This is a genomic window from Rossellomorea yichunensis, assembly GCF_032337515.1.
GTDB lineage: Bacteria > Bacillota > Bacilli > Bacillales > Bacillaceae_B > Rossellomorea > Rossellomorea yichunensis.
In genome coordinates, this window is sequence record NZ_JAVYAD010000001.1 from 837144 (window position 1) to 849547 (window position 12404).

Annotated in this window: 12 protein-coding genes and 1 other annotated feature; of the genes, 8 read left to right on the forward strand and 4 right to left on the reverse strand. The window is 39.6% G+C overall.

Translation table 11 applies throughout. The annotated features are described in order from the left end of the window. The first annotated feature begins 2 nt into the window (after positions 1–2). Positions 3–419: a protein-tyrosine phosphatase family protein gene (locus tag RSX31_RS04115; protein WP_315633434.1), complete on the forward strand. Its 417-nt coding sequence runs from the start codon at positions 3–5 to the stop codon at positions 417–419. 36 nt (positions 420–455) lie between these two features. Continuing rightward, positions 456–731 (forward strand): adhesin, encoded by a 276-nt coding sequence (locus tag RSX31_RS04120; protein WP_315633436.1) that lies wholly within the window; start codon positions 456–458, stop codon positions 729–731. A gap of 133 nt (positions 732–864) precedes the next feature. Here the strand turns inward: RSX31_RS04120 and RSX31_RS04125 are convergent, their stop codons facing one another. The 3 genes from RSX31_RS04125 to RSX31_RS04135 form a co-directional block, all read right to left on the reverse strand. Next, complete coding sequence (locus RSX31_RS04125) at positions 865–2442, reverse strand: M4 family metallopeptidase (RefSeq protein WP_397548074.1); 1578 nt, start codon at positions 2440–2442, stop codon at positions 865–867. 369 nt (positions 2443–2811) lie between these two features. Next, positions 2812–4026, reverse strand: coding sequence for a S8 family peptidase (locus RSX31_RS04130; protein ID WP_148969163.1), 1215 nt, complete (start codon positions 4024–4026; stop codon positions 2812–2814). Between the two features lie 535 nt (positions 4027–4561). Next, positions 4562–5377, reverse strand: a complete 816-nt coding sequence (locus tag RSX31_RS04135) for an STAS domain-containing protein (protein WP_148993751.1) — start codon at positions 5375–5377, stop codon at positions 4562–4564. Between the two features lie 145 nt (positions 5378–5522). After that, positions 5523–5768, forward strand: a binding site (T-box leader). Positions 5769–5821: 53 nt separating this feature from the next. Here RSX31_RS04135 and RSX31_RS04140 point away from each other — a divergent pair. Beyond that, on the forward strand, positions 5822–6382 hold the full coding sequence (locus RSX31_RS04140) for a GNAT family N-acetyltransferase (RefSeq protein ID WP_315633439.1): 561 nt from the start codon (positions 5822–5824) through the stop codon (positions 6380–6382). Between the two features lie 246 nt (positions 6383–6628). Here the strand turns inward: RSX31_RS04140 and RSX31_RS04145 are convergent, their stop codons facing one another. Next, positions 6629–7174, reverse strand: coding sequence for a GNAT family N-acetyltransferase (locus RSX31_RS04145; RefSeq protein WP_148969160.1), 546 nt, complete (start codon positions 7172–7174; stop codon positions 6629–6631). 307 nt (positions 7175–7481) lie between these two features. Here RSX31_RS04145 and RSX31_RS04150 point away from each other — a divergent pair, with 307 nt between their 5' ends. From RSX31_RS04150 to RSX31_RS04170, 5 genes are all read left to right on the forward strand, one after another. Beyond that, positions 7482–7748, forward strand: coding sequence for a CD3324 family protein (locus RSX31_RS04150; RefSeq protein ID WP_148969159.1), 267 nt, complete (start codon positions 7482–7484; stop codon positions 7746–7748). 181 nt (positions 7749–7929) lie between these two features. Continuing rightward, the gene (locus RSX31_RS04155) at positions 7930–8568 is read left to right on the forward strand and encodes a FusB/FusC family EF-G-binding protein (RefSeq protein WP_315633442.1); all 639 of its coding nucleotides are present in this window, start codon (positions 7930–7932) and stop codon (positions 8566–8568) included. A 161-nt stretch (positions 8569–8729) separates the two neighbouring features. Then, a complete protein-coding gene (rlmN, locus tag RSX31_RS04160; protein WP_148969157.1) occupies positions 8730–9800 on the forward strand; it encodes a 23S rRNA (adenine(2503)-C(2))-methyltransferase RlmN in 1071 nt (356 codons plus the stop codon). A gap of 143 nt (positions 9801–9943) precedes the next feature. Further along, positions 9944–10990, forward strand: a complete 1047-nt coding sequence (locus RSX31_RS04165) for an ArsR/SmtB family transcription factor (RefSeq protein ID WP_315633445.1) — start codon at positions 9944–9946, stop codon at positions 10988–10990. A 14-nt stretch (positions 10991–11004) separates the two neighbouring features. Continuing rightward, positions 11005–12231 carry an MFS transporter gene (locus tag RSX31_RS04170; protein WP_148993754.1) on the forward strand — a complete coding sequence of 409 codons (1227 nt, stop codon included), beginning with the start codon at positions 11005–11007 and terminating at the stop codon, positions 12229–12231. The last annotated feature ends 173 nt before the right edge of the window (positions 12232–12404 follow it).

Sequence of the window (12404 nt, forward strand, 5' to 3'; positions counted from 1 at the left end):
CAATGAATTATAATGAATTAGTGAAAGACCGAATTTATATCGGGGGTTTCGAAGATGTGGACTCAGTTCGTGATAAAGTGGATATAATTGTCGACTTACGAGCTGAAGCACCTGGAGTGGAATTTGATGATGTGTCCCGCATGCATCGTCCAATTGTAGAGAATGCTGATCAACAAGAAGAGTCCGTAAGGCGTGCAATCGATGAAGTGGTAACAGCCTATCAAAATGGCAAAAACGTCTACTTCCACTGTAACGGAGGAAGTAACCGGACAGGCACGGTCGCAGCAGGAACTCTACTGTCACTGGGAGAAGCCTCCACACTCGAAGAAGCTGAAACGAAAGCAAAGAATGTCCGACCAAAAATCAACATCAAACCAGAACTGAAAAATGTATTAAAAGAGTTATATCCAAAGAATTGAGGGACGGACCTTAAAAAGAAATGGGGATTGTTTACAATGAATATTACGAATGAAGCAAAAGAATTACTGTTGAATGCAATGGAAGAGAACAGATCGGAAGGTATCAGATTTTTTCTTAATCAAGGGGGATGCTGTGGGCCACAAATTGGCGTTTCTTTAGATTTAGCTCAAGCAACGGATAAAGTGGAAGAAATTAATGGGGTTTCGGTTGCCTTTGATACGAATGTGATTTCTATGACTGAAGAAATCACATTAGATGTGCAAGATGGGGGATTAGTATTAGTGGGTGAACCGGATAGCGGCTGCTGTTAAGGTCATCCTAAATAGAATAAGTCTGTTCTGGGTACTTTTGTACTTAGAAACAGGCTTTTTTTGATGATGAAAGAACAATTTCCAATGAAGAAAACCAGCAAAGGACATAATCCCTGCTGGTCTGGCAAACTCTTTAGTTAATTCCAACTGCATCAAATGATAGTTTAACAGCATTGACTTCGGCTGAAGTGCTTCCAAATAAATCGGTTGCAGCTTGGACTGCTGCAGCTCTTGCCTGACTGAAGGTTGAGGAAGCTGTCAGGTACACTGTATTCATACGATAATAAATATCCCCAAGCTTTTCACGGCCAATTCCGGGAACGGTTATTCCATAATGACTACCACCTTCACTTAAAAGGTAAGCCTGCTTATTAATGATTCCACTGTTTGTATGAACACCCCCGTTATCTCCTGTACCAGTATAACGTTTAGAGTAGTGGTCTGGGTCACCGTATTTGGCAGGGTTGCTCATGGAACGGAGGGCATCACCGGATGTGCCAGGAGTATAAATATCTTCTCCAATCTCGTAATCTGGATTCGCTCCATTCTCGTACTCTACCAATGTTCCAAAAATATCTGAAATCGCTTCGTTTAAGGCTCCCGATTCATTCTGATACACAAGGTCAGAAGTAAAGTCTGTCACCGCATGAGTTAATTCATGGGCCACAACGTCAATACCGCCTGAAAGTGGGGCAAACGTGGTGCCATCCCCGTCACCATACACCATTTGAGAGCCGTTCCAAAAAGCGTTATTGTACCCACTGCTGTAGTGAACAGAAGACACCAGGCGTGCGCCTTGATTATCATAAGAATTACGATTGTAGTTATCCTTGTAGAAGTCATACGTTATGCCTGCGAAATAATGAGCATCAACTGCAGGAGCATCATATGCAGCATTTAGAACATTATCGCTATCTGACCACAAAGTGCCCGGTAAGAAAAATTGTGGGAAGAAGGTACGATTGTTCATGTTGTATGTATACACACCATTTCCCCGGGTATTATCCTGCAAATAGTACTTTCCACTTGAAAGGGTTGTGTTCAACGGTTTAAAGTCACCCAATACGCCTTTACCGGTGCCTACTTGATTCGTTCCTGTGACTTCATGCATGTCATTGTATTTATTTAATATCTTTCCGGATTTAGAATCAATAAAATAGTTCCAGTTACCAGGAGACGGTTCTAAATAATTCAGGTTTACAAAATATGCAAAGGAAGCTGAATCACCATCTGTATAGACGACTAATTCCGGTTTAGCATCTCTTTCTAATTTTGGATCGAGTCCAAGGTCTTTCTTAGCAATCTTTAAGGCTTTTTTCGCGTTCACTTTCTTATTTAATGAGGTTATCTTTTGTTCCAAGTCAGCTACGACAGTACCGGAAAAAGCTTGAAGTGTGCCATCTTCCTTTACAACTGCTGACTGTGTGGAACCCCAAACAGGTACTCCATGGTAGGTTTGCTGAATGCGAACGACTTTATTTCCAAGTTCATCTTTTTCGACAGACAACACCTTGAACTGCTCGTCCGATTTCTTATCAGAAAGCTTGAATTTCGCCTTGTTCTTCTCTAAAAAGGAGAGGACGATTGTCTCCGCTTTTTTCCCGGATGGGGCAGATAGTAGTCCTGAAACAAATTCGGGTGTTCCTTCTTTTTTATTCATTTGAAAGAGAGCAGTGTCCGATGGTGCAGCTAAACTCCCCGTAGCCATCATTCCAGACAGTAAACCAATGGATAGCCCAACGCTAATGATTTTATTATTTTTCAAATCAATTCCTCCTTTTTTCTAAAAATTCTGTCAAAAATAGATTATCATACGAACGAAGAAGAAGGTATTGAGAAAATGAAGGACTTTTTGAGGATATAGAGTAGACCATTAATAGTAGTATTCAGGAAAATTTTCATGAAAACGAATCTTTATATAAGATATAAATCTTTTGTTAGAATTTGTAATTTTTTTAGTGTTAATATAAGCGGGTAGGGTTATAAAAGGAGAGTGGTTTTTTCTATTTTGTTGGGGAAATAGATTCAATCAATGTAAAACACCCCTCAACCAATTGGTTGAGGGGTGTTTTACACTTTTTTAGTATCTTACAGCATCGTAAGAGTTAATTCTTCCATGCTGGAAGTAAGAGCCTGTACCGCTGATAGGATCAGCTGTTTGTTCGATCGCTTGACGGATTTGAACATTGTTTCGTCCCTGCCCTGCAAGTAATCCCGCTAAACCTGCAACGTGAGGTGAAGCCATCGATGTACCTGACATGTATGAGTAGCCGTTGTTAGGTACGGTAGAAGCGATATCAACTCCTGGAGCGGTTACATCCACCCAAGTTCCATAGTTTGAGAAAGAAGCTTTACGGTCTCTGGAATCAACTGCTCCTACTGCAATGGCGTTAGGGTAAGAAGCTGGCTCAAACGTTGTTGATACTCCGTCATTTCCTGCAGCGGCAATGACGACAGACCCTTTGTTCCACGCATAGTCAACCGCACTTTTTAACGTTGTTGTATTACAGTCGCAACCAAGAGAAAGATTTAGAACTTCAGCGCCTTGATCTGCAGCGTAACGAATACCTGCCGCGATATCATCAAGTGATCCACTTCCGTTGGCATCTAATACCCGAACGGCAAGAATCTTTGTATTAGGAGCCATACCGGCAACCCCGGTTCCGTTGTTCGTTTCAGCCGCAGCGGTACCAGCTACATGTGTACCATGTCCATTTAAATCCATCGGATAATAATCATTGTCGACGAAATCATATCCACGAATCGTTTTGCCGTCTAAGTCAGGGTGGTTATAATCTACACCTGTATCAAGAACGGCGATTTCCTGACCGCTGCTCCCGCGTGCAAGATCCCATGCACTAGGTGTATACGTGTTTTGTGGTCCATATTGATATCCTTGGTAGTAATAATCATTTGGGGTCCAGGTGGCTGAGAAAGTATAGTTAGGTTCAGCGTATTCTACATTAGGATTCTTACTTAATGCTTTTACAGTTGCTTCTACATTTCCTACTTTTAACACTTCAAAAGGCTTCTTCTTACTAGCTTTTTCCTTTACTGCAGAAGCATTCACTTTTTTGAGAGTGTTTCCTTTTTCAGACTCTGCCACACCGTCTTTAAATTTTACAATAACCTCACCTTTTGTATAGCTGCCTTTTTCGAGGCTTTTACTGACAACTGTCTTTTTCGGGGCTTTCTCAAGAGGGTTTTGATCTTGTGCAAAGGCACTTCCTCCGAAACTAGGTACGAGAGCAAGTGAAGCAGCTAGAGATAAAGCAGCAATTTTTTTAAACTTCATAATAGCATTCCTCCGATTTTCTTTTTTTGGCTCAACGACAAATGAATGGATTAGTGAAACGTTTGCTTGTGGAATAACCTCCTCTTATGAAAATTCACAAGAATAATTGAGAGTGTGTATGAGAAAGTATGTATATGATTCTTGCTAACTAGGATTCTAGCAGACCCTTCCAAAAAACAGAATAGGTCAACAATTCAGAATATGTAAATTTTTGGGAGTTAAGGGGTGGCCAAATGCAAAAATCACCGAGATTCAAGAAAACTTTCCTCCACACTCCCACAAAAACAAAAATAACCATAGGAAAACAGTCCCGCATTTTCCCAACCTCATTTTTAAAATTTTTGAGGGACGGACCTCCATTTTTATTGAAAAGAGTATGGTGATTATGCATAAATGCTAAAAATTGCATCATTAGAGAGATGGATTTAGAGGTCCGTCCCTCTAGGAAGGGGAGAGTGGAGGGCAACATTACTTATATTACTTATAAGAAAAAGGACTTCTGTCTATGAAGTCCTTTAGGTTATGCTATATCATTTTAATGATTTTCTACTGCTTTATTTAAAGATTGATAGATTTTCAAGCTTGAAATGTTTATTCCCATCTGTACAAATTCGATACTCATTTCTGGGCGCATACCCGATAAAATCGGTTCGATTCCCAATAATTTAAGGCTGTCAATCAATTTCATGATTCCCTGTTGGAACAATGGATTCACTTCATACACACCGGAAAGATCGATGATTAATTTATGAATGGATAGCTTTTTACACTCAAGAAGGACATGCTCAGCCATCATTTCTCCACGTACTTCATCCACTTGTCCAATGAGAGGCAATACTGCCAAGTCGGAGAAGATGGGAACGACTGGAGTGGATAAGGACAAATACTTTTCTTCAGATATTTTCAGCTGTTCTTCTGCATACTCACTATATGCTTCACAAAAAGCAGAAATCATAGTGGTGAATGTGTGATCGATATCGTTTGTGATTTGCAGTAGGATATCTTTAGAAATGGTTGCTTCATTGTGCAAAACGATATTTTCTAATATCACTTTTTTATATAAGGATGATTTACTTATGGACATATGCAAAGGAACTCCTTGGCCTGAAGCAAGTCTTCCAACTTCCTTTCCCCACTGACTTGATTTGTCTAAGTTATTTTCTCCCCTTAGCAAGCCTTCACCTATAAGTTCGATAAGCTGCTCAAAATAAGGAAGGCTTTCAATTCTTCGTGCTTCCACGTAAATTGTTGGATAAGCAGCCAAAAGCTCTGAGAAAATGTTATTGGCGATTTCATGCTTTCTCTCAATCAGTTGATCCCCAATAGAAGTAGTGATTGTGTGGTGAGTCATTTTTCTCCTCCAGATGTATGATTTTCCTTTATTATAAAGTATTATTAATTTTTAGTATAGGCTGGAAAGACTAGAATAATAGTATACCAGGTATATTGACAATATGATGTCATTACCTTATAATTTCATTAATTTAAAGAATTTCCAATTAACGATGAAGAGAAAATTATAATGGAGTAATTGATGTACAGAGAGCTCTATTAGCTGAAAAAGAGCCATCATGTTCATTATGGTAAAAGACTTGGAGTTATGTATGAAGCTCTTTCAGGCAGTGAATACATCGGTTTCTCCCGTTATAGAGATAGGATATACAATGTATCCAAAGAGGTTGGTATGGTGACATGCCAACAAACTGAGGTGGTACCGCGAAAAATAAACTCTCGTCCTCAAGAATTATTTCTTGAGAATGAGAGTTTTTTATTTTGATAAAGAGGAGTGTTTTGTATGAACCCTGTATTACTTGAAGTTCCACCAGTGTTAGAAACGGAGAGGTTAGTACTAAGAATGCCTCAGCCAGGTGATGGCAGGTCAGTAAATGCAGCCATTAAGGCTTCACTATCTGAATTAAAGCCGTGGTTAAGATTTGCACAAAATGACCCTTCAGTAGAAGATACGGAAACGAACACCCGTGAAGCTCATGCGAAATTTCTAACAAGGGAAAGTTTGAGGTACCTCATCTTCCGAAAAGATACAAATGAATTCGTCGGTTCAACAGGCTTTCACAACATTGAATGGAGTGTTCCAAAATTTGAAATCGGTTATTGGATTGATACCAGAATGAGTGGGCATGGTTACATGATGGAAGCAGTTGGGAAATTGACCGATTTCGCCTTAACTGAATTAAAAGGAAAAAGAGTGGAAATCAGGTGTGAATCCACAAATGGGAGAAGCAGGAGAATTCCTGAAAGGCTTGGCTATATACTGGAAGGAATTCTGCGCAATGAGGATCTTTCGGTTGATGGGGAACGGTTAACCGATACGTGTGTGTATGGAAAATATAAATAGATGAAGCATGGTCTTAATTAAGACCATGCTTCATCTATTAACCGTCATTGAATTGACTGCTTATTTTTAAGCAGATTCTTATGGTTTCGAAAGAATTTTTCTTATGAATGAATTTATATATTTTAGAAAAAACATGGGGACATTGCACCGGCAAAGGAGGAAGTGAAACCGCCTCGTTTACATATAGCAATTTTTAAAAGAAGAGGCGTTTCTAAAATGAAAACTGCCTATGTAATGAGTGACTCCTTAAGACATCTCCCAATCTTTTCTCAACAAACTATACGTTACAAGGTCTTCATAATGATCATATAACCATTGACCATCCCGCGTGATACCTTCCTTGTCAAATCCCAAACGTTCCGGGATGTCAATGCTTTTCTTATTGTTGATGGCACATTGGATTTCTACCCTGTTGATGCCCATTTCACTAAATAGATAGTTTAATAGAGCAGAAACGGCTCGTGTAATGATCCCTTTTCCTTCTGCTTCTTCCGAAAGAAGGTATCCAATACTGGTGCTCTTGCTTTTCCAATCAATATAATGCAGCCCGATCATACCGACTAATCTCCCTTGATAGCGTATTCCGGCATCGAATCCGTTGTTATCCGCATAATTCCGTATCCAGATGGGTATGATCGACTCTAAATCCTGTGGGGACTTCCGTTTATCGACCCAAAGAAGCCACTGGCGAAGATGATCCCGGTTGGAATCAATCAGTTCGTATAACTCCTCTTTGTGGTGCTGCTGAAATAGCTCGATCGAGATTTCTTGATCTACTTTGAAAGAAAACATGGGAACATCTCCTTTAATATATTTAGAAGATTATACCATATGTTGCTTCTTTCTAGGCTTTTTATCATAATGTGATTCAACCGAATTTATTTTATAATAGAAGAACGAACAACAACTTAAAGGAGGTGGTGACATGGTAATGAAAACAAACTTACCAGAGTCCAAAGCGTCTCATGCAAAGCCTATTATTAGAAAGGCGATACTTTGCATGGGGGGACGCTGACTGATCGCCCTTAAAGTTCATTTCTAGTAAGTCGGCTTTGCACCTTATTTACTTTATTAATCAGAAAATAAGGGGCTGACTGAAATGAAATATGTGAAAGCTGAGAGTGTTTTACCACCATCGCTTCTTGTTGAAGTCCAGAAATATGTACAGGGGGAAACTCTTTATATTCCTAAACCTAAGGTGAAATACCGAAAATGGGGTAGCCGTTCTGGAAGTAGAAAAGAAATTGATGAACGAAATGGTGAGATCAAAGAGGCTTTTTTGAATGGAAAGACGATTCAAGAATTAGCCGAACATTATTATCTTTCAACGGAAACAATTAAGAAAATAGTGTATAGAAAGCGCTGATGATTATGTCAGTGCTTTTTATCTTGTATAGATTGATTCTGAACCAAACTCTACATATATTTTTGACATGTACCGGTATATAGTAAAAATAGGGTTGCACGGAATAACTGTGCTCCTTGACTCATCTTAAAAAGCCGATTTAAGATGATGATAATGACAAATGTTTTTAGGAGCGATTAACATGGAACCATTTATTCGAAATGATCAATATAATTTCATAACGTATCAGACTCAAGTACTGATCAATGGATATTCAACAGTGAATGATCTAGGTGTCCTTCAAGCTTTGAAAGGACTTGTGAAAGATAAGGTGACAAATTTGTTCGATGAACTGTCTCAAGCTCAACTGCACATACTTGATCCAATCGGGAATATCAGGGATTCTGACCAGGCGGAGGATTATTTAATTGGATTAAAACCTTATGTAATTCCATTTCCAGCTGTTTCTGAAGCCTCATTAAAAAAATTATTCCCCAAAGTGAAAAAACTTAAGTCACCTGATTGGGGAAATATCGATTTTAGGGATCTCTCCTATTTAGGCTGGAATGATTACGGGCAGGAGCGAAAATATATTGTCGCTATGCATGAGGGTAAATTGAAAGGATTTAAGGGTACCTTCAAAAGCAGCAGCAAGAAGGGAATTTGCACGATTTGCAATACCTTTGGAAGCATCGGATTTTATATGTCTGAATCGAAAACTTCATCTCAAGGAACCTTTGTGAAGAAAGGGAATTACGTCTGCCAGGATAGTCATGAGTGTAATGAAAAGCTTAAAGACAAAGAGAAATTGGATGATTTTATTCAGAGAATTAATCATTAGTAGGGTGCGCCGAGCAAGTGTCTCGGCGTATTATTATTGTATTTATACTAAATTACGGAATTCCAATTCTTCTCAACACTTATAAATCCCTTGAAACATTACCATACTTTAAGTAGTATAGATAAGTAGAAAATTGTAGAGTTTCGAAATGAGGGTTTTAAATGGAAAAGAAATCCATATACGGATTAACATTAGATCAACTGACAACATGGTTGGTCGAGCACGGTCAAAAGAAATTCCGTGCCGCCCAGGTGTGGGATTGGTTATATAAAAAGAGAGTGACAAACTTCGCGGATATGAAGAATCTGAACGCGGACTGTGTACAATTGCTTGACGAACACTTCTATCTTCATACACTCACTCAAGAGGTTAAACAGGAATCCAAGGACGGCACCATTAAATTCCTGTTCAAGCTTGAAGATGGTAACTTAATTGAAACGGTTCTAATGCGATTCAATTATGGACTAAGTGTTTGTGTGACGACGCAGGTCGGGTGCAACATCGGTTGTACATTCTGTGCAAGTGGACTGCTGAAGAAGAACCGTGATCTTTCAAGCGGAGAAATCGTAGAACAGATCATGAACGTTCAACATCACTTGGACGAAGCAGGAAATGGGGAACGTGTCAGTCATATCGTCGTAATGGGGATCGGTGAACCATTCGATAACTACGATAACATGATGGACTTCTTCCGAGTAGTGAATGACCAAAAAGGTCTTTCCATCGGAGCTCGTCACATCACCGTTTCAACAAGTGGTCTGGCAGATAAGATTTATAAATTTGCCGACGAAAACATTCAAATCAACCTGGCCGTTTCCTTGCACGCACCAAACAATGAATTGCGTACGAAGATTATGAAAATCAACCGTGCGTACCCGTTAGAGAAATTAATGCCAGCAATTGATTACTATTTAGAAAAAACAAATCGACGCATTACCTTTGAGTATATCTTGTTAAGTGATGTGAATGATCATAAAGAAGAAGCCATTCAGCTGGCCAAACTGCTGAAAAACAAGCGTCACCTTTCTTATGTGAACTTGATACCTTATAACCCGGTTGACGAACACAACCAATATCAAAGAAGTACGAAAGAAGCGATTGTCGAATTCTACGGTACATTACTTGAACATGGAATCAATTGTGGAGTCCGTGTGGAACAAGGGACGGACATTGATGCAGCTTGCGGTCAGTTAAGAAGTAAGCAGATCAAGAAGGATAAGGTTAAATCTTAATACTTTTTATATGGAGCACATAGATTCCTAAGTGGAATTTGTGTGCTTTTTTTGTTTACTACATTCGAAAGTTGTTGAATTAATAATTCTATAAATATAGAATTATTTACAAGGTACAAATTTTGGAAATGAGGTGTTTCTATATGGATGTGCTCCATTTGACCAGTCGGAAAAGAGAGACGTATGAGGTAAGAATCGAGGCTTCTCTTCTATGGGAATGCGCTTTGGGGATTGCTGCAATCACAAATACAAAGCTTATTGATACATTAGAGAAACCAAAAGAGTCATGGGACCATTTGAAAAAATCTTTATCTGAACCTTTGATTGAGGATTTGAAAATGGTTGAAGAGAACAATACCTGGAAATCTCTACTCCTTTTGCTTCATCAAAGTGAGTTTAGGGATCTATCTGAATTCATTCTGTTTATAGATGCATTGGGCGATGAAAAACTAAGATTTATCTGCATTCCATACATAGGGATGAAATATCAAGAACTTCGAACGCATGCTTCAGAAGGAGATGAGTCATCAAGAAACAGTTTGAAAAAACAGACAGAGAATAACCCGTTTTTTCCAGATTATATTGATTTCATCTGCACGACCAATATTCATGACCTTAGGAAACATCTGACGAGTGTCATGACCCGATGGTATGAAGAAGTGATTATTCCTCAAAAAGAAACACTATCTCAAATATTGTCAAGAGATAAACAATCCAAGGAGAAGATGTGTGGAAACCTAAAGTCCGAGGCGTTGGTAGAATGGGCAACGGGCGGTATCACTTATTTGCCTGAGCCAAGTGTGCATACAGTATTGTTGATCCCCCAGTCGATTTATCGCCCTTGGAACGTAGAAGGGGATGTTGAAGGAGTAAAGGTGTTTTATTACCCCGTAGCCAATGAAAGCATCTATCCTGATGATAAGGATATGCCAAGTTATTTTCTGGTTCAAAAACATAAAGCACTTGGTGATGAGGCGCGCCTCCGAATGGTGAAATTGCTGAAAGGTTCAAACCGTACTCTCCAGGAAATCACGAATGAACTGAACATGGGGAAGTCGACGGTCCATCACCATTTGAAAATTCTCAGGTCAGCAAGACTCGTAGAAACGCAGAATGGGAGGTATCGCCTGAAAGAGAATGCTGTTCAAGCTTTATCAAATGAATTGATGCAGTATTTAAATGATTATTAAAAGGGGAATTTGATATGGGAGAGCGTGTGGTCAAGGTGAATCAATTGAAGGATTTCCCACCCTTAAAGAAAAACTATTCTGTTTTCAGATTTATGGGTGGGAACCTTATTTCATTTTTCGGGGATCAAATATATTTAATCGCGATTCCTCTTATGGTATTAGCTATTACTGGATCACCTGTGAGTATGGGAATTGTAGCGGCTCTTGAACGGCTGCCGATTCTATTGCAGCCCTTCGCGGGTATCATGTCCGATAAATTCAACCGGAAGCTCCTGCTCCTTTTGTGCGATTTAGGACGATGCTTACTTGTTGGTGTTATTGGAGTTCTATATATCATGGAGATACTTGAGATGTGGATGGTATATCCGGTAGTATTCGGTATTGGCTTATTAAGCCAAATCTACAATACATCTCAATTTGCTTCAGTACCAAGCCTGGTGAGAAGAGAAGACCTACAGGCTGTAAATTCACTGAATACCGGTATATTTAATTTAGCGGTTTTTTTAGCACCAGGTTTAGGAGGGTTGCTCATTTCCTTTTTTAATCCCGGATATGCCCTGTTGGTGAACAGCGGAAGCTTCCTGGTATCTTTTCTTGCCATTGCGGGTCTTCGCATGAAGATGAAGGAGAGGGTTTCATCTAGCATTTCCATATGGGGAGATATAAGGGAGGGATTCGTATTCGTCGCAAAGACCAAGCCGATCTTGTATACCAATCTTGCCATGATATCTTCTGTGTTCGGAACTACATTATTTCTCACATTATTGGTGTTTCACCTGAAAGATTTCCTCAATGTAAATACGGTCATGATTGGCTGGCTATTATCAATGGGTGGAGTGGGTGCGATTCTCGGCGCTGTTACGTCAAACCTTTTTCGGAAGCGGTTTTCGTATCGGAGCATTTTATTTACAGCCTCTGTCATTGGAGGGCTATCGATCTTGTGTTTCGGCTGGGTAGAAACCTACTTTTGGCTTGTGATCATGAATGCAACCGGGACCTTCTGTGCTTCGATGATGAGCCCGTGCATCATTACGATCCGGCAAACGCTGACACCCGATCACTTATTAGGAAGGGTCCAGGCCACTAGCCGCCTCATGACATGGGTATCCATGCCCCTGGCCGCATTTCTTGCAGGAATATTGGCTGATTCCATAGGTACAGACCTAACCATCATGCTCGCTGGAGCCATCTCTACACTGGCCTCCATCCCTTATCTCCATCACAGTTTGAAAGATAAATAGAGGGACGGACCTCCCACAACTCTGTTTTATGGTAGGATGGAAATGGAAACTAAATTGGTGAGGCGAATGCAGATATGATCACTGAAAGACAATTGAAAGAGAAATTAAAAAAGATCGTTTTTATCCGTTTTAATATAAAGTGGCATAAGCACCATTACAACTAAGAAAGGGGA

What these genes read in the sequence shown, in the direction of transcription:
- RSX31_RS04115 (WP_315633434.1), top strand. Translation starts at nt 3, where the DNA reads ATGAATTATAATGAATTAGTGAAAGACCGAATTTATATCGGGGGTTTC.
- RSX31_RS04120 (WP_315633436.1), top strand. Translation starts at nt 456, where the DNA reads ATGAATATTACGAATGAAGCAAAAGAATTACTGTTGAATGCAATGGAA.
- RSX31_RS04125 (WP_397548074.1), bottom strand. Translation starts at nt 2,442, where the DNA reads ATGATGGCTACGGGGAGTTTAGCTGCACCATCGGACACTGCTCTCTTT.
- RSX31_RS04130 (WP_148969163.1), bottom strand. Translation starts at nt 4,026, where the DNA reads ATGAAGTTTAAAAAAATTGCTGCTTTATCTCTAGCTGCTTCACTTGCT.
- RSX31_RS04135 (WP_148993751.1), bottom strand. Translation starts at nt 5,377, where the DNA reads ATGACTCACCACACAATCACTACTTCTATTGGGGATCAACTGATTGAG.
- RSX31_RS04140 (WP_315633439.1), top strand. Translation starts at nt 5,822, where the DNA reads ATGAACCCTGTATTACTTGAAGTTCCACCAGTGTTAGAAACGGAGAGG.
- RSX31_RS04145 (WP_148969160.1), bottom strand. Translation starts at nt 7,174, where the DNA reads ATGTTTTCTTTCAAAGTAGATCAAGAAATCTCGATCGAGCTATTTCAG.
- RSX31_RS04150 (WP_148969159.1), top strand. Translation starts at nt 7,482, where the DNA reads ATGAAATATGTGAAAGCTGAGAGTGTTTTACCACCATCGCTTCTTGTT.
- RSX31_RS04155 (WP_315633442.1), top strand. Translation starts at nt 7,930, where the DNA reads ATGGAACCATTTATTCGAAATGATCAATATAATTTCATAACGTATCAG.
- rlmN (WP_148969157.1), top strand. Translation starts at nt 8,730, where the DNA reads ATGGAAAAGAAATCCATATACGGATTAACATTAGATCAACTGACAACA.
- RSX31_RS04165 (WP_315633445.1), top strand. Translation starts at nt 9,944, where the DNA reads ATGGATGTGCTCCATTTGACCAGTCGGAAAAGAGAGACGTATGAGGTA.
- RSX31_RS04170 (WP_148993754.1), top strand. Translation starts at nt 11,005, where the DNA reads ATGGGAGAGCGTGTGGTCAAGGTGAATCAATTGAAGGATTTCCCACCC.